Origin of the sequence: Bradyrhizobium sp. CB82 (genome assembly GCF_029714405.1) — a bacterium.
Lineage (GTDB): Bacteria > Pseudomonadota > Alphaproteobacteria > Rhizobiales > Xanthobacteraceae > Bradyrhizobium.
This window is the reverse complement of the sequence record NZ_CP121650.1, coordinates 7,550,534-7,568,412: the sequence shown is the minus strand read 5'-3', so window position 1 is coordinate 7,568,412 and position 17,879 is coordinate 7,550,534. Positions and strand designations below refer to the sequence as shown.

Below are 17,879 nucleotides of genomic sequence, written 5' to 3'. Positions count from 1 at the left end.
AAATAGATTGTTGTGATGGAGGGCATTCACCTCGTGGATAGAACACAGGGACTGTGGCTCATCCCGAGTGACATGCGCGGCGGCCCAACGGGCTTGATTCGTTCGCGCCGCGCTCTGCGGCACGCAATTTGAAGCGCTTCGGTCGAGCTTAGCGAGAAAATTCTCAACGGCCAGCCCAGAAGGTTGCTCGAGCACGGCGCCAGCCCGGCGGCGCAGAAATAAACGATCGGCCCACCGCGTCTGCGGATTCACTGAAAGCTCGGAAGCCGAGCGACGATCTCACTACCCGAGTGCGACTTGCGCTTGGCAAAAGCGCGCAGGCATTTTAATCAGAATCTCGTTCGCCTAGCCGTCTTTGACTCCAGATAGCGCCATGCTGACGCCATGTATCGTTGCATTCGGATCGCAGATAAATCATGCAAGATCACTCATTTTAGCGCTGCCAGAGTGTTCCATCCTCATAAGCAGCTGCAGCCTCTGACCGATGCGGCCTTCCGCCCGAACAGCCCATTCAGTGCCGGGCCGACGGCGCTCCTCGCGTTCTCGCCGACCTGATGACAAATCCCGTGGGTATGGGACACCAATTATCCGGTGGACCCGCGCTGAGCGCTTGCCAGCCCCTACTCCGGTCGCGACGAGTATCCGGTTCATCAAGCTATTCTTTCGTCCCATCCGACATCGAGACGGCGCCGTGAGTGCCCTTTGTGTAACCCCTTGATTGCTACAAGCTGACGCAACGTGCGATTCAAGTCATTTCTGCTTGTCTCGCGGAATTCATTCTATTCAGACATGAGGGCAGCGCAGCTCCGGGCAAGGTCAGTCCGCGTATCGCGGCAGGAGATAAGACAAGCGCGAAATCACGATAGCAGTTGCCGCTGCGCAAACTGAAAGGATAACGCAAATCGCAACCGCGTCTTAGCGCGCAGGCCGGGTGCGACGTTAACGCAAATCTGTAGTACGCTTTACAACGATGCCGTCGGTGATCCTCATTCATTTCACGCATTTCTCGTGCTTCAAAGGAAACGCGAACCGCGGCAGCGCAACGTCTAGGAGCCGGAACGTTCGCTCGCGTGTTTACCGATCGGCACTTCAAGACCGAGCCCGTCATCAAAGCGCGATGCCGCCGCTGACGTAGTACTGGCCGGGGCAATAGGATGAAAGAATTGAGGCTGCCGAGTGAGTCGACCAGAACCATGAATTTGGCAGTCTGGCCACCACGCGACCACGCCGACAGAGCCGCGAGCTAGAGGAAGCGCTGACGTTCATATCCTGGCAGGACCGGTTGGGCGCAGCGCCATTGCATTTCAGCGCGATCGCTGGCCTGTCCAGTTTGTGCAGATGCCGTAGGCGAGCGAATTCAAGGCAGAATGAGGGTGACCATCCATAGTGTAGATGCGGCCCATCAACACAATCGATTTTACCAATCTCGTGGGATCTTGCATAACGACGGCGGTTTAGAGAAAGGCTTCGGTCTGGTCGGAATGGTCATCGATCTTTGCCTGCGCGCGAAAGAGCATTTTCGGCGTACGTCGGACATTCAGCCAAGCGCTAGTGTAGGCTGCTGCTCTTGGGTGCTGCCACCTGACGCTTCGAGCATTCGAAGCGACCGGTCACGGCTGAAGAACGGAGTTTTGCCGCAAAATCGTGGTACGACGCGAGCATGAGTTCTAGCTCATTGAACTCTGGTCTAATGACACAGAAGGCAACGCCAGATTACGTCCGAAACGGACGTCGCTCTTCTGTGGCTAAGGTTGGCGGCGAATGCCCTCGCCGCAAATGGACCGCCGGTAGTAGTCCTCCCTCTGCCGACGGAAGCTGGTGCGATGTGTAGCAGCCTCGCTCCTCCCAGACTGCTGCCCGGCCACAGAAAGTGGCCGGGCTTCTTTGTCGGCCGAGTACAAACGACAGCGTGGAGGCGGAAGCTTCAGTCAGCTATTCGCTTCATTCTGGCATCAGCGGTGTGCCTGAGAACTGGGCCGGTGCATCATGAATAATCTTCAGCGTAACCGACGAGTCATGAAGTTTATACTGGTAAATCACAGGACACCCAACGGCGCGTCGAGCTGTATCGACTGTCGTCGATCGCTAGAGACCGGTTACTTGCGAGATGTGTCTACGCGGCAGCACTATTGCGACTACGATTGTTATCGTCGTTACCAAGAGAAGAGACTGGGCGTGCATTGGCTCGCGATCAAGTGGAGCATCGATAGGCTAGCGCAAGAATATCTGACCAATCTTGGAACGGTCGTTTCCTTTGCTGCAGTGACGTTCTGGTGTTCGATCGTGCTCGCCAAGGCCGCCATGCGGCTCGGCGAACCGGAACTGCTAAAGCGACCTCATGCGTAAGTGCACATCAGAAAGCCGCCGAGCTAAACGTTACAGCGTTAGGGAAGGCGATCGAGCATTGCAGAACAGTGGAGCAGATTTGCGAATGATTGCTCCAAGAGTTGGGGGATATTGATCCGCATGTGCGGGATTGTCGGCATTCTCGGGCGCGAACCGGTTGCAGAGCAATTGGTGGATTCGCTCAAGCGGCTTGAATATCGCGGCTACGATTCCGCGGGCGTCGCCACGCTCGAAGGCGATCACCTGGAGCGCCGCCGCGCCGAAGGCAAGCTGAAGAACCTCGAGGCGCGGTTGCGTGACAAGCCGCTGAAGGGGACGACCGGCATCGGTCACACACGCTGGGCCACCCACGGCAAGCCGACCGAGCACAATGCCCATCCGCACGCCACCGAGCGCGTCGCGGTGGTCCATAACGGCATCATCGAGAATTTCCGCGAGCTACGCGAGGAGCTCGAAGCGAAGGGCACGGTGTTCCGCACCGAGACCGACACCGAGATCGTGCTGCATCTGGTCGACGATCTGCTCACGCGGGGCAACAAGCCGGTCGAGGCGGTGAAGCTCGCCTTGAGCCGGCTGCGCGGCGCGTTCGCGCTCGGCTTCATCTTCACGGGGGAAGGCGACCTGATGATCGGCGCCCGCAACGGTCCGCCGCTCGCGGTCGGCTACGGCGATGGCGAGATGTTCCTGGGCTCGGACGCGATCGCGCTCGGCCCGTTCACCGATACGATCAGCTATCTCGAGGACGGCGACTGGGTTGTGCTGACCCGCAACAGCGTTGCGATGTTCGACAAGGAAGGCCGCGCGATCCAGCGCGACAAGATCAAGCATGCTGCCTCGACCTCGCTAGTCGACAAGGCCAGCTACCGCCACTTCATGGCGAAGGAAATCCACGAGCAGCCCGAGGTCGTCGGCCACACCCTGGCCCGCTATGTCGACATGGCATCCGAGCGCGTGTCGCTGCCGGTGAAGCTGCCGTTTGAATTCCGCGACATCCAGCGCGTCACGATCACGGCCTGCGGCACTGCGAGCTACGCCGGCTATGTCGCAAAATACTGGTTCGAGCGCATGGCGCGCCTGCCGGTCGAGGTCGACGTCGCCTCCGAGTTCCGCTACCGCGAATCTCCCTTGCGCAAGGGCGATCTGGCGATCTTCATTTCGCAATCGGGCGAGACCGCCGATACGCTCGCCGCGCTCCGCTACGCCAAGGCTGAAGGTGTGCACACGCTCGCCGTCGTCAACGTGCCGACCTCGACGATCGCGCGCGAGAGCGAGACGGTGCTCCAGACGCTTGCCGGTCCCGAGATCGGCGTCGCGTCCACAAAAGCCTTCACCTGCCAGCTGATGGTGCTCGCCTCGCTCGCGATCGCGGCCGGCAAGGCGCGCGGCGAGTTGTCCGAGGAGGACGAGACCAAGCTCGTGCATGGCCTGGTCGAGATCCCGCGCCTGATGGCGGACGCGCTCAGCACCGAATTGCAGATCGAGAAGCTCGCGCACAGGATCGCCAAGTCGAGCGACGTGCTCTATCTCGGCCGTGGCACCAGCTTCCCGCTCGCGCTCGAAGGCGCGCTCAAGCTGAAGGAAATCTCCTACATCCACGCCGAGGGCTATGCCGCCGGCGAGCTCAAGCACGGGCCGATCGCGCTGATCGACGAGACCATGCCGGTTGTCGTCATTGCTCCGTACGATCGCGTGTTCGAGAAGACGGTCTCCAACATGCAGGAAGTCGCCGCCCGCGGCGGCAACATCATCCTGATGACGGACGCCAAGGGCGCGGCGGAGGCGACGGTGGATTCGCTCGTCACCATCGTCATGCCCGACATGGCGGCTGCCTTCACGCCGATGGTGTATGCCGTCCCGGTGCAACTTTTGGCCTACCACACAGCGGTGGTGATGGGCACCGATGTCGACCAGCCGCGTAACCTCGCGAAATCAGTGACCGTCGAGTAAGCACGAGAGAACGGGGGCCATCACTTCCGGATTTCAAGTTCGTGGACCATCATATGACTGCATTTCATCGTCGATGGGGAGCGGCAGAGGTTTAGGTCGGCTCGCGGGCGCCACCTGCTGGTGTTGGGGCGCGGGCGCGTGTCTTTTGTTTCTGCGCCGCGTGGACTTTCCAAACGTTCGTAGCTCGTTCCACCCATCTTGTCTTATGGTTGTCGGGCGGTCCATTCTGGCTCTTCGTAACGAAGCCTACGGTAACTTGGGTTCGGATTTCGAAGTAGGTTGGTAAACGTCGGTGAGCCCCCAGAACTGAGAGTTGTTCATGTTGGTCCGTTTGCATTTTTTGGCTTTGGTCTCGATGCTTGCCACAGTAAGCCTCGCACAAGCCAAGGATCGCCGCGCTGTCGCCGAGCCCGCTGCACCTCATCATGTCTGCGCTCGGCCCGCGCCGTCTAGTGAAGATGTCACTGATAGTCTGCAAGACGCCATTGCTCACTGTCCCCCTGGCTCGGCGGTCTACTTGGCAAACGGGATCTTCAAGTCGGGTCCCATCGAGATGAAATCTGGAGTAACGCTATGGATCGAGCGCGACGCCACGCTTGTCGCTCTTGCCCAGCCGAAAGCTTATGACAAAGGCTTGGGAAATTGTGGTCGCATCGGAGGCAAGGGCGATGGCTGCCGTCCATTCATTAGCTTCTCCCAGACACGGGGAGGCGGCATCTACGGCGATGGCATCATCGACGGCCAGGGCGGCGCGCTCATGGTCGGCACCAGCGAGAGTTGGTGGCAATTGGCGCGGCGCGCGCAAACTGAGGGTGGGAACCAGAACGTCCCTCGCCTCATCCAAATCGACCATGCCCAGGACATTGCCTTTCACGGCATTACACTGCGTAATGCGTCCAATTTCCACGTGGCGATGAACCGGGTCGAAGGTGCTACCTTTTGGGGGGTCACAATCGATACACCGGCCGACGCCCGCAATACAGACGGCATCGATCCTGGCGCCAGCCAAGATGTGACCATTGCTCACTGTCAGATCCGTACTGGAGACGACAATGTGGCGATCAAAGCCGGAAGCAATGGTCCCGCCCGCTATATTTCCATTATTGACAATTACTTCGGGTGGGGGCACGGCATGTCGATCGGGAGCGAGGTTAGCTCAGGTGTCAGCGACATACTGGTGTATGGCCTGACCCTGGACGGCACGACATCTGGCTTGCGCATTAAGAGTGACGTCAGCCGAGGTGGCCTGGTGGAGAGGGTCACCTATGAGAATGTGTGCCTACGCGGCAACCGATGGCCTATCTATTTCGATACACGCTATGATCCCCAGGCGCACGGCGACGAATTGCCGGTCTACCGACAGATCGTTCTGCGCCACGTGCGTGGCGGTGGTGGTGCGCTGGTGATGCACGGGCTTGATCTAGTTCATCCGCTTGAGATTGCGTTGGAGGATGTGCATTTCTCCGATAGCGCGACTTGGCAGGTGGAAAATGCAAATGTGGTGGTTTCAGCCGTGTCGCCGCCTCTGCGGGGCGGGCAAGGCCAAGTGCCGTCTGGTGCGTGGGAAGGTTGTGCAAAGGCGTTCTCAAAAGCACCCAGCAAGTCTGCGAACGGCATCGCGCCCCGATAGAATCTATCGCCTCTTGGAGCAAGCGTTCCGAGCGCGGCTGGCTTATACGGTGCCGTCCGGGCCCGCCCGCCTCGCGGGATATGTTTGGCTGAACTTTTCACCTTCGGCTCATTGTTAGATTTTGCGCCCGCAGGTGCCCCCTCGATATCCATTTCAGTCGAATGAAGAGGCTCTGGCCGCCAACGATAGGATTGTCGCCGACCTGCTGAATTTGGAAGCAGCCACCAAATTTGCAAACTCCGGCAAATGAAATGAGAGCACCACACTCATTGTTGGACGTTCGATGTTCAAACCAGGCTCTCGTTGCCTCTGTCTCAGCCAGGCTGCTGTCATGCGAGACGGCGAACCCGGCCCCGGGTTCACTCTTCTTTTCGATTTCGTCAGCTTCTCGAAAGCCAACCTTCCTAGCATTCGAACCTTGTCTCTAGACATCGATGCCGCCTAAGAAGGAACTGGCCACAAACCTAGGGTACCCGCTGGGTGGATCTGCAAGAGACTCTGTTCTCGGAACCGAAAGGAGAGCTTTATGGAGTCCAATCGGATAAACGGTGTTGGCTCGCCAGAACCCCTAACGGGGTACGTCCAAACACTGGAGAATCATGATCTATTTAGGCAGGCCGTGAATGATGCCAAGTCACCATCATCTGCCGCGGCTGTATCGGCAAAGGCTTCGGCTTGGCACTCGAGCGATCCATACGGGAGCTATTCACGCGACGGCTACTCTTGGAATAACGACGTATGGGGCGCAGGCGCCGGGCCACAGACGATTTCGGTGGGTGCAGTCAACGAGTGGGGCGTGTGGTCGAACCAGCCTAATACTGGTGGCATCAAGAGCTATCCACACCAGGCTCTTGATATCGGCAAACCGCTCAGTTCAATCAACACTTTGAGCTCGAGCTTCAATCAGACCGTTCCTGCTGGAGGCGCATGGGACGTCGCTTATGATGTCTGGGACAGCTCAAAGCAGTATGAGATAATGCTCTGGACAAACTACACCGGAAACCCGGACGGTAGCGGCAACGTTAAGCCCATTTCATATAATTACGCCGCTTCCGGAGCGGCGATCCCGGTCCGCAGCAATGTCAACATAGGTGGAGCGACTTGGAACGTGTTTGAAGGCTACAACGGTCACAAGGTCATCTCACTACTTCGCACTTCGAAAGCCAACAGTGGCACGGTGGACATCAAGAGTGCTCTGGAGTGGATCAAGTCGACGGGTTACTTTGGCGACATAAAGGTTGGTAGCGTCCAATACGGCGTCGAGATCACCTCGTCCCCTGGGGGAAAGAACTTCAATTTCAACAACTGGACCGTGACTTCGAAGTGAAGATCCGCGGGCGGTGAGCTGATCTGCGCTTATGCCCTTGAGGCACGCCGACCGACGGCCTCAGCTTGCCGCCTATGGCTGAACGAGAAGCTGACGAAGTTCGCGAGGCGGTTCGCGAACCCTAAAGAAAAGATCGTAAGGCGGTGCAGAGCTGGGCGTGACAGACCCAGAACGGCGCAGCGGTGGACATAATAGAAGTTTACGCCCCATAGTTTCCTACCTTGATGGTGAACTCAGCAGCCAGTCCGTATCATCAGCGAAGAACGCTTTGAGCGACCATTGCTTGGCTTCGCTGTCGGTTAGCTGATGGGCGTAAGGCTCCCGTCCTCTGGGATTGGCGCCGATGCCGGTGGATTGGTATTCGGCATAATAGGCGGTCTTCAATCTATTGGTCTTGCCGCGATCCCACTCGCTCCAGCCTTCTGGTATCACCGGCGCATTCATCCGGGTGAATAAGAAGATCACGGTAGCATAAGAGCGCCAAGGACGGCCAAGGGCGATGCCATGTGCGCTCGGATCGGCGGTCAGGGTGCAATGGTCGAAAACATAGGCGCTGTCTTCGTCCGGCGAGTCTTTGCTTTGTGCGGTATACACAACAGCCTGGTTGGCGATGCCGTGCAACTCGCAATGTTGGAAATAGGCCTTGGCATTGCCAAATATATAATCGACATGGCCCTCGATGTAGCAGTCCGAAAAGTAGTGGCGTGCTGTTCGGCCGTTCGGCCCTTTGTTGGCGAATAGTGTGTCCTGTGCGCCGAGAAGGCGGACGCGGGTAATAATGTCCTTGTCTCCGGTAATAGACAGCGCCACCGCTTGCGACGGCGGATTGTCTGGATCCAAGGAATAGTCGTTTTGTATCGTCAGATTATCGAGCCGGAAGTCATCGCCAGATGCGTCCATCGTGGCGGAACGAACGGTTCCACCCACTTTGATCGCGCCGTCGCCGTAGACGACCACTGTGTCCTCCGGTCTCTCGCCGGTGCCTTTGATGTGAACGCCAGGTTTGCCGACCTTGATCTTTTCGCGATAGATGCCCGGTGCGATCAGAATGTCGCCGCCTCGAGCCGGCAGTGCATCTACCGCCTCCTGGACGGAGCGATAGGCCATGTGCCCGGATTGCGAGACCAAGAGCCGCTCAGCTTGTGCCTCCGATGGCTGCAAGGATCTGGCCAGAACGGCGGCGGAAATCAGGAGAGTTCGCATAATGGTCCCCCACTCGTTGTCGAGCGAATTGCAAACTTGATAAAACGCTTTGTGTAGTTGCGTCCTACATGAAGGCAGTTCTTCCTCATTCCACATCTTGCTAGCACAGTTGGTAAATTTAGGCGTGAACGCGGCATCGCTCGGCCCTAAGGGCGGGCGACATGCAAAATCGTCTAACTTCGACGCTTGCATTGTGATGTTTGGACGTGTCTTGTTTGAAGATGTTTATGTCGGAAACACGACATCAGGGTGAGGCTGGTTCGTTGGTCGGCGCCAAAATCGCTGCTTTTCGTCCTCTTTCAATCGGGCTCGTAGCATGTGGCACACCCATTGCTCGTAAGGTAGCGAAGAGCCGTCACGACTAGCCATGTTGCAGTCGTGCGGCAGTTCAGATGAAACCTCGGTTGGTCCGGACCCTTGGTCCACTTGGCCTCCCGCCAGCTTGAATAGCGGTAGTGCAGACCGGCCTCTGAAGATGAGAGCTGTGCCAGCCAGTGTGACGCGACCAGAATCCGGGCTGCATGGTACGACCAGTGTCGGCGACCTACCGCGACCATGAATGTCGCGTCCGGGGAATATGAATCGATTACGCTTTCCGCCATAGAGTAAAACAGATGAAGGTTGAAGTGCTCTATGAGCACCAACTGCCGCAGCCATGGGAAAATGGCGACGAAAAGAAATTGGGAACAGATCGAGCTCGCCGATCGTTCAGATTGAAGTTCACAGCAGAACGTGCCTGAGTTCATGGCGGTGTTCGCATTCGCAACGGCTGAGACATACTGCACGCATCTGAGGACCGATGAGGATATCACAAGCGTTCAGGTTCTAGGCAGCCCACTGCCTCCCCAACGTGCCGGTCACACACAGGTGCGGCCGCATACATGGGCGCTCCTATCGAATCGAGGTGCAGCTTGATGGGCCCGTGGACCCGATCACCGGATACGTCATCGATTTTTTTGACCTAGAGGAGTCTTTGTCCGAAATAGTGAATGCACTTGATCATCGATATCTGAATGAAGTCGAAGGATTATATAATCCTACCGCCGAAAATATCGCGGTTTGGATCTGGGAAAGATTGCATCGCAAAGTTCCGCAAATCTCGTGCGTTCGGGTCTATGAAACGTCTGATGCCTGGGCTGAATATGACGGACGATGAGAAAAATCAGTCTTCTCTGAGCTTTTCTCCTGGATTTGTCCAACAACGGCGATAGGCGAGCGGTCGTACTGCGCTGGCGGTGATCAAAATCGACCGCGGACCAAGCGCCTGGGAACTGCCAGCTTCTACGCCCGGGCGATATCATCCAGTGGTTGGTGAGCGCAGTTCAGAATCCAGCGGCATCATCTCAGTACATTCGGGAGAGATCGCCGGAATCCACGCTTCAGACAGCCTCCTCAATATTATGCCAATCATCAAGCTATGCCGTCTTGGATCACCGACTAACGCTCGCACCGCACGGCGCTGGGCTGACCGAGCAGCAAATAAACGTTCCTATTCGGTACTTGGCACGACAGATAAAATGTCGCGAAACACGGTCGGTGGATCGCACTAACGACTCGCCAACGGCAAACATGTGGAATCGGAGAGGAGCGCGCGGGCGCGCGCTCCTATTTCTGGCTATACCCTTTCACCGGTGGGGGCAACGACGATAAACCAGATCGCTCTCGAATCCGGTCTCGTCATTGCAACTGTTACCCCATGGCCAATTGTCTCATGGCGCGCTCGAGGTGCCATGAAGGGTCGTCGTCAGAAGAATCTGCTTCACTCGAGTATGCTTCGCTACTTGCTTCGCTACCGGCTTCGGTATCGGTGTCGTTGCCCTCGGTTTTCGAAAGATACAGTGGAGGTTTATCGGCTCGCTGCCATTCACCGTCGTCGTTCTTCGTCCATTTCTCGGGATGTTGGTTGGGATCGAGCCCCCAACAATTATTACCCCAATCGCCCATATCACCCATGTGAACAAAGCCCATCTCCGCTAGACGGGGTTCAATCCCCTCTAAGGCAGGGCGCGACATGACCAATGGCCGCTCGCCGTCGAGCCGAAGCTGATGCTCCAGCAGAATATCGCCTGCGTTCTCGACCAGCGGATGAGTAACCCTGAGGTCCAGAACGGATGTGACGTCGCTATGCTCAGGAAATTTCCGCTGGGCCTCTTCCGTTTCGAGGGGGAATCCTGCTCCCGACCTTAGAAGACCGACAGTTTTGTCGCCCAATTGATAGCGGAAGAAACGCGCCCTCTTGTTCGGATTATCGTAGGTGCTGGCATAACCCCCAGCAACCCATGCTGCACGCTCAGCTTTGTTGGATACGAAATGCGAGTACTCTTGTGGATTGCCGGCGATGTGTCTGATGTCACCGCCCATAAATCCTCTCACTTCTCTCATGAAGGAAGACCTGTCGATCTCATCGATTGGGGGCTCGGTAACGAGGGAGTACGGCCTCGCCGCCGACGTGCCTGCAACTGTTTCCGCAAAGCGGTAGCTGTCTTCTGACCGTCTCGATTCATCAGCCTGGCTGGCGCTTGTGGACTGGCTGGATGAGCCAGTGATTCGGCTATACATTTGATTCGCCCTCCTATCGGCAAAGTTGCTTGCTGCGCGCTTGTGCCGTTCAAGCGTTGGGTACAATGATACGCAGCCTAACTGACCATAAGCTGACACGCCGGCGCAGAGCGTCTGCTGCCAACCGCGACTAGCCTAGGTTCTATTGGGATTCTTGGGAGTTTAACACGGTCGCGGCTCATGGATCATAGCAGCGAAGCCTAGTCAGCTTGTCTGCGCGCGGCGGGATGCGTTTGAATTCTTGAGCCTGCAGAAGAGGTTTCCGATCAGGTGATCTTTACTTTGTCGACGGCGCGCGGCTGTGCGCGGCAGGGGGGCTGGGAGCTGACTACCTTGGCGCCGCCGCTCGCCGAGATCGGCGATGATGGCATTGCTGCGGGACGCCTTGTCGGCGATCAGTGCGTCGAAGGCGACCTTTTCAACGAGTGGCGGAACGCCGACGATTGCGAAGCTCTATTCGGGCAGCAGCACGAAACACACGAGAGCGCCGACCGCATCGGTGAGGCCAGGATTTTGGTGCTGATGCCACCCTTAACGGCGATAGCCTGACCTTGAGTCCTCCTTTTGCGCCTTGTCCGTGGCGGTGCACCTTGACGCCCGTGGCGTTGACGATGGCGTATTCCATATCCGGCTCGTCGGGCGCCGAACAGGCTCTTCCGCACATCTGCCTTCTCCTAATGTGCGAGGACACGGCGGTTCGATATGGGCGACGCATTGCTAACTCATGAAGAATTTGGGAATGCCTATGAGATCGTCGGCAAACTGGTCGATGAGAATTCGAACCTCAGGGGCATCTTCGTTAATCATGGCGGCACTTTTGGCGACTTGCGTGCAAGGCGGGAGCTGTCTAGCCGTTGGATTCGAAAGCAGAGTCAGAGATCGTACAAATTGACGCTACGTACGATTCAAGCTCTTTCGAACATTTGCGCAAATGATGTCTCCGTTGATGCGGAGCCGGTCTAGCGGCCTAAGTTTCGCCACGCTGCTCGCGTCAGTCAGAGCAGCATCATCACGGATGTACTGATGGTGCAGAGGCGGGACCCGGCGCATTTTACGACTGGCAAAAGTGCGCCGGGCGCCTCGGTTTGCTTCGCGAGCCGCAATGCGTAAAAGACCTATCGAGTGCATTGCGCGGTTGGTGGGCTTTGACGTGCGGCCTATAGCAGCACGCTATAAATCTGGGCAGCTCCGGTGCAAACACGGCCTTTGTTAGCCGCTTCGCCAAACGATGCCGAGCTCAACGCCGAATTTGGTTCGACAGCGACGGGCACCTGATTCAAACCGGACAAGATGTCGCGGGGCGACATCCGAACGAGAGAATCGCTTCGTGCGTTGACCTGCCGTGGCCCAATTATTGCAAACTTTCCCGCCAAAGATGCCGACTTATCTGATCACTCTTAAGGAGCTCACTTGTCCCTTCATAGATTAGATGAAGACAGTGTTGCTGGTCAGACCTCTGAACCAGATCTGGCGCACTGTCCGTTTCACGACGATAAGTCCCACGCGCGACTTGGAGAAAGAAAGACGCTTGTACTAACAGGCGCCTCGCGCGGCATCGGTCACGCTACGGGTAAATTGTTCTCGGAAGCTGGTTGGCGAATCATCTCCTGCTCTCGACAGCCCTTCGATGACCGTCGATGTCCATGGGATTCGGGAATCAACAACCATGTGCAGGTGGAGCTAAGCGATCATAGCGCGTTGCCGCGCGCGATTGCCGAAATCAAGGCGCGGCTCAACGGAGAGCCGCTTCACGCCCTGGTCAACAATGCCGGTATTTCTCCGAAGGCACCAGATGGCGCTCGGCTGAATTCGTTGACAACATCCATCGGAACCTGGATGAGCGTGTTTCACGTCAATTTGGTCGCGCCGATTCTACTTGCGCAAGGTCTATTCGAAGAATTGAAAGTGGCATCCGGCTCGATCGTCAATGTCACCTCAATCGTTGGCACTCGTGTGCATCCTTTCGCAGGGACTGCCTATGCGACCTCTAAGGCGGCGCTCGCTTGCCTCACGCGCGAGATGGCGCATGACTACGCGCCGTTCGGCATTCGGGTCAACGCGATCGCGCCGGGCGAGATCAAGACCGACATTCTGTCACCGGAAACTGAAGCGAGGTTGGCGCCGATTATACCGCTACACCGTGTCGGCACGCCGGACGAGGTCGCGAAGGTTATTTTCTTCCTTTGCTCAAGCGCCGCGAGCTACGTCACAGGTGCGGAAGTGCCAATCAATGGCGGACAACACGTGTGATACTGCCGGTGTGGTTCATCGCGGTTTTCAATGTCAAATTCTAATGTCGCATGGCCAAGTCGTCGAAGACGACAACAGGGTGCCGATAAGCCGACAATGTAAAGGTGAGTTCCCGCCCGACCCGGCACGAAGCGGAAAAGTCTAAGCTTCCTCGGATTTTCCCGGCCTAAGGCGGCAGCTGTCGCTGCGGGCAGATCCGCCGAGCCAACGTCGGCGCGCGAATGCCCGCTCGCAGATCGACGACACGCTCAAGATAGACCCCCCAATTCACACGATTCTGATGAGACGATTGTCAATTTCAAGGTGGTATTGCCGGCGACGACAGACTTGCCAAAGTCGGTGCCGGGAGTTCCAGTCTCTCACGTGTGGCACGAGGCTTGAAAGGCAGGTGTCGAGCGCACCGCTTAATCCTAGGAGTCGCAATCCATGGCCTACAAGATCGTCGCTTCGCAATGCTCGGTATGCGGTGCATGTGAGTTCGAGTGTCCGAACGGCGCGATCAGCCTCAAGCGCGACATCTATGTAATCGATCCGGCAAAGTGCACAGAGTGCGAGGGGCATTCCGATACACCTAAATGCGCGATGGTCTGTCCAGTCGAGGACACATGCGTTCCCGCCTGACAATGTTGATCGAGATATCGCCACCGATAAGAGCAAATCGAAAAAGTGTCGGCGCATCCCCGCCGCGTCGTCGAGCGGCGTGGCCAGCTTGCCGCAACCTTGAAAGAGCGTGCGTCAGCGGCGTCATGGCAAGCGGCCAATAGGGCGCGCACAGTCTAGAAGGCAGAGCGAGGCGATACATCGGTTCGCATGCGGAGTAGTGGATAATAGCGGCTCACAAACAGTCGAGCGGGTCTGCGGCATTGACGTGGACCAGTCGCAACCCTGATAGGTCCCAATAAGACCTTGAAGGACAAAGAGGTGCCAGAGAAAGAGTGAGCTCGCTTGGATGCTTTTTATGGTACCTGGCGGGCTGTTTACCGCTCGCTGATCAAGACCGAGTTGGTCCGGCGCGCGCTATCCGACAATCGAGTTTCCGGCATCCATTGCAAGGGGGCCGAGGTCGAAGAATACGCTCGTCTCGCTAGGCAAGGCCGATTCGGATCAGGAAAGACCCACGAGCTTGCTGTTCCCCCCGCCAGATCGCGATGCTGGAGATCTGCCCGTACGAATTGCGCGCGAAGCGGTCTTCAAACCGGTATCAATAGTCCGGACCCTCAGGGCGGAGCCAATGAAGAGGGCGTCATTTTCATGTCGATTGCGAAGCCGTCCGCGAGCATCGGGAGTTGGTGCAGATCGACTGCAACCAGGCCATCCAAAGTCGGCGTAAGAAGTTTCTAGTCGAACCTGACGGGAATGAGACCGGATGGTCCGTCGTGAGAGATCGGTGCACCCAACGCTATCCTGACGGCCTCGCAGACAGAACTGAAGGAGATCGGATTGCTGATGACGCCATGTGCACCCTGTTCAAGTCCTATCTGCACGAAGGGATCGGAGTTCCGCTCCGCTATGAGCAGGATCTTGGGACTCGCGAACACCTTGATGAGTTCTTCCAGGACTGCCTCTCCTCGCTCCCGCAGGATGGCGATGCCAACCAGAACCACGTCGGGAGTCTCCCTTGACGACGTCATGGCGTCATCCACAGAGGCAAAAGCATGTGTCTGGTAGCGCTCACGTAGGATGTAGTCGAGCGCGGAACGTACGACCTGCTCAGGTTCGATCAGGAGAATGCTCGGACCGTCACTCCTCGTGCAAGCCTCGGTGTCGAACTGCATGATACCCTCTGTGCATTAATTAATACGCATCAAAGCAAGCTCCGTACCGTAGCTGTCCAGCCGTGCGAATGAAACTGTCGATTTCGTTCGTCGGGTAAAGCAAAGCGTTTGCTTTGTTTCGGACAAGCGAGCGCGACCGCTCACGTCGAAAATTGCCGATGTCGGACTTGCGACAATGCCGCCCCTCCACCGGTATCTATCTCCACTTGCACTGTTATTTGTTTCGAGCGAGCGCTGGCACGCTCGTTGCAAAAGTCGTTATGCAAGGGCGCGGCTGTCGGTCCCTGTATCTCACCGAGCTGCGAATGCGGCGAGCCGAGTGATGGGATTATGAGAGTACGCAGATCATCAATTGATCGATGGAGAGCAACATGTCACTGAGACAAATCGCATTTTACGGCAAGGGCGGTATCGGAAAATCGACCACATCACAGAACACGCTCGCAGCGCTTGCCGAGATGGGTCATAAGATCTTGATCGTCGGCTGCGATCCGAAAGCCGACTCGACCCGCCTGATCCTGCATGCCAAGGCACAGGACACGATCTTGAGTCTCGCGGCGAGCGCCGGCAGCGTCGAGGATCTCGAGATCGAGGACGTTTTGAAGGTCGGTTATAAGGATATCCGCTGCGTGGAATCCGGGGGTCCGGAGCCCGGCGTCGGGTGCGCTGGCCGGGGCGTCATTACGTCGATTAACTTCCTGGAAGAAAACGGCGCCTACGAGGACATCGATTACGTGTCCTACGACGTGCTCGGCGACGTCGTCTGCGGCGGCTTTGCGATGCCGATACGCGAGAACAAGGCGCAGGAGATCTACATCGTCATGTCCGGTGAGATGATGGCGATGTACGCCGCCAACAACATCTCCAAGGGCATTCTGAAGTATGCCAATTCCGGGGGCGTGCGGCTCGGCGGCTTGATCTGCAATGAGCGGCAGACCGACAAGGAGCTGGAACTGGCGGAAGCGCTCGCCAAGAAGCTCGGCACTCAGCTGATCTACTTTGTTCCCCGTGACAACATCGTCCAGCATGCCGAGCTACGCCGCATGACGGTGCTGGAATATGCGCCGGACTCCAAGCAGGCGGAGCACTATCGCAATCTCGCGTCCAAAGTCCACAACAATGGCGGCAAGGGCATCATCCCGACGCCGATCAGCATGGACGAACTTGAGGATATGCTGATGGAGCACGGCATCATGAAGGCAATCGACGAAAGCCAGGTCGGAAAGACCGCTTCCGAACTCGCCGCCCTTTCGGCGTGAACTCAGACCTCACATTCGGTGTGTTTCGACCAAGCGTCGGTCCGAAGCCACAGAGAGCAATCAGAAGGATATTCGCATGAGCCTGGCGTCCACCCAGAGCGTCGCAGAGATCAAGGCCCGCAATAAGCAATTGATTGACGAAGTCTTGAAGGTCTATCCGGAGAAGACCGCCAAACGGCGTGCCAAGCACCTTAATGTGCACGAAGTTGGTAAGTCCGACTGCGGTGTTAAGTCCAATCTCAAATCGATCCCCGGCGTAATGACCATTCGAGGCTGCGCCTATGCCGGCTCGAAGGGCGTGGTGTGGGGTCCGATCAAGGACATGATCCACATTAGCCATGGCCCCGTCGGTTGCGGCCAGTATTCCTGGGGATCGCGACGCAACTATTATGTTGGGACCACCGGTATCGATACCTTTGGAACGATGCAGTTCACTTCCGACTTCCAGGAAAAGGACATTGTCTTCGGCGGCGACAAGAAGCTCGTTAAGGTGATCGACGAGATCCAGGACCTGTTCCCGCTCAGCCGCGGAATCACCATCCAGTCGGAATGTCCGATCGGCCTGATAGGGGATGACATAGAGGCAGTTTCGAGGGCAAAGTCGAAGGAATACGGCGGCAAGACTATCGTGCCCGTGCGCTGCGAAGGTTTCCGCGGCGTATCGCAGTCGCTGGGTCACCACATCGCTAACGATGCCGTACGCGACTGGGTGTTCGACAAGATCACCCCGGAGGCAGAGCGGCGATTCGAATCCACGCCCTATGACGTTGCCATCATCGGGGACTACAACATCGGCGGCGACGCCTGGTCGTCTCGCATCCTCCTTGAGGAAATGGGCCTGCGCGTGATTGCGCAGTGGTCGGGCGACGGTAGCCTTGCCGAACTTGAAGCGACGCCAAAGGCCAAGCTGAACATCCTGCACTGCTATCGCTCGATGAATTACATCTCTCGCCACATGGAGGAGAAGTTCGGCATTCCCTGGTGCGAATACAACTTCTTTGGTCCATCAAAAATCGTCGAATCGCTGCGTAAGATAGCGGCCTTTTTCGACGACAAGATTAAGGAGGGAGCCGAACGCGTCATCTCCAAATACCAGCCACTCATGGATGCTGTCATCGCCAAGTACCGGCCGCGGCTAGAAGGCAAGTCCGTGATGCTCTTCGTTGGCGGCTTGCGGCCTCGACACGTGATTGGCGCCTATGAAGACCTTGGTATGGTGGTTGTCGGGACCGGCTACGAGTTTGGTCACAACGACGATTATCAGCGTACCGCCCAGCATTACGTCAAGGACGGAACATTGATTTACGACGACGTCACTGGTTACGAATTCGAGCGCTTCGTCGAGAAGATCCAACCCGATCTCGTTGGTTCGGGCATCAAGGAGAAATACGTCTTCCAGAAGATGGGCGTGCCGTTCCGACAGATGCACTCCTGGGACTATTCGGGCCCTTATCATGGCTACGATGGGTTCGCGATCTTCGCCCGCGATATGGATATGGCAATCAATTCCCCGATCTGGAAGAAGACCAGAGCACCTTGGAAGGATGCCCCGCGTCCGACCCTGATGGCGGCGGAATAAGCAC

General features: G+C 57.2%; 14 protein-coding genes and 1 pseudogene. 11 read left to right on the top strand and 4 right to left on the bottom strand.

Features of this window, described 5'->3' with window-relative positions; translation table 11 throughout:
• Positions 1-473: 473 nt before the first annotated feature.
• Positions 474-560: pseudogene (locus QA640_RS36575) on the bottom strand (cytochrome c family protein); the annotation flags it as partial.
• Between the two features lie 1,615 nt (positions 561-2,175).
• Here QA640_RS36575 and QA640_RS36570 point away from each other — a divergent pair.
• The 4 genes from QA640_RS36570 (at position 2,176) to QA640_RS36555 (ending at position 7,250) form a co-directional block, all read left to right on the top strand.
• A complete protein-coding gene (locus QA640_RS36570) occupies positions 2,176-2,346 on the top strand; it encodes a hypothetical protein (RefSeq protein WP_283037619.1) in 171 nt (56 codons plus the stop codon).
• Between the two features lie 120 nt (positions 2,347-2,466).
• Complete coding sequence (gene glmS / locus QA640_RS36565) at positions 2,467-4,293, top strand: glutamine--fructose-6-phosphate transaminase (isomerizing) (protein ID WP_283037618.1); 1,827 nt, start codon at positions 2,467-2,469, stop codon at positions 4,291-4,293.
• Positions 4,294-4,612: 319 nt separating this feature from the next.
• Positions 4,613-5,923: a glycosyl hydrolase family 28 protein gene (locus QA640_RS36560; RefSeq protein WP_283042997.1), complete on the top strand. Its 1,311-nt coding sequence runs from the start codon at positions 4,613-4,615 to the stop codon at positions 5,921-5,923.
• Positions 5,924-6,449: 526 nt separating this feature from the next.
• Positions 6,450-7,250 (top strand): glycosyl hydrolase, encoded by an 801-nt coding sequence (locus QA640_RS36555; protein WP_283037617.1) that lies wholly within the window; start codon positions 6,450-6,452, stop codon positions 7,248-7,250.
• Positions 7,251-7,466: 216 nt separating this feature from the next.
• Here QA640_RS36555 and QA640_RS36550 read toward each other — a convergent pair whose 3' ends face one another.
• Complete coding sequence (locus tag QA640_RS36550; protein WP_283037616.1) at positions 7,467-8,453, bottom strand: pectinesterase family protein; 987 nt, start codon at positions 8,451-8,453, stop codon at positions 7,467-7,469.
• Between the two features lie 850 nt (positions 8,454-9,303).
• Here QA640_RS36550 and QA640_RS36545 point away from each other — a divergent pair.
• Entirely contained in the window at positions 9,304-9,609 is a 306-nt protein-coding gene (locus QA640_RS36545; RefSeq protein ID WP_283037615.1) for a 6-carboxytetrahydropterin synthase, read from the top strand.
• Between the two features lie 533 nt (positions 9,610-10,142).
• Here the strand turns inward: QA640_RS36545 and QA640_RS36540 are convergent.
• Complete coding sequence (locus QA640_RS36540) at positions 10,143-11,012, bottom strand: host specificity protein (protein ID WP_283037614.1); 870 nt, start codon at positions 11,010-11,012, stop codon at positions 10,143-10,145.
• A gap of 333 nt (positions 11,013-11,345) precedes the next feature.
• Between QA640_RS36540 and QA640_RS36535 the strand changes: the two genes are divergently transcribed.
• From QA640_RS36535 to QA640_RS36520, 4 genes are all read left to right on the top strand, one after another.
• Positions 11,346-11,561 (top strand): hypothetical protein, encoded by a 216-nt coding sequence (locus tag QA640_RS36535; RefSeq protein WP_283037613.1) that lies wholly within the window; start codon positions 11,346-11,348, stop codon positions 11,559-11,561.
• Positions 11,562-11,714: 153 nt separating this feature from the next.
• Positions 11,715-11,975, top strand: a complete 261-nt coding sequence (locus QA640_RS36530) for a hypothetical protein (RefSeq protein WP_283037612.1) — start codon at positions 11,715-11,717, stop codon at positions 11,973-11,975.
• Positions 11,976-12,479: 504 nt separating this feature from the next.
• Positions 12,480-13,262 carry an SDR family oxidoreductase gene (locus QA640_RS36525; RefSeq protein WP_283042996.1) on the top strand — a complete coding sequence of 261 codons (783 nt, stop codon included), beginning with the start codon at positions 12,480-12,482 and terminating at the stop codon, positions 13,260-13,262.
• Between the two features lie 426 nt (positions 13,263-13,688).
• Positions 13,689-13,883, top strand: a complete 195-nt coding sequence (locus QA640_RS36520; protein ID WP_283037611.1) for a 4Fe-4S binding protein — start codon at positions 13,689-13,691, stop codon at positions 13,881-13,883.
• A gap of 716 nt (positions 13,884-14,599) precedes the next feature.
• On the opposite strand, the gene QA640_RS36515 is transcribed toward QA640_RS36520, so the two are convergent.
• Complete coding sequence (locus tag QA640_RS36515; protein ID WP_283037610.1) at positions 14,600-15,037, bottom strand: response regulator; 438 nt, start codon at positions 15,035-15,037, stop codon at positions 14,600-14,602.
• Between the two features lie 359 nt (positions 15,038-15,396).
• Here QA640_RS36515 and nifH point away from each other — a divergent pair, with 359 nt between their 5' ends.
• Together nifH and nifD are read left to right on the top strand one after the other, a co-directional pair.
• Positions 15,397-16,296 (top strand): nitrogenase iron protein, encoded by a 900-nt coding sequence (gene nifH, locus QA640_RS36510; protein WP_283037609.1) that lies wholly within the window; start codon positions 15,397-15,399, stop codon positions 16,294-16,296.
• A 76-nt stretch (positions 16,297-16,372) separates the two neighbouring features.
• Entirely contained in the window at positions 16,373-17,875 is a 1,503-nt protein-coding gene (gene nifD, locus QA640_RS36505) for a nitrogenase molybdenum-iron protein alpha chain (protein WP_283037608.1), read from the top strand.
• Positions 17,876-17,879 lie beyond the last annotated feature (4 nt).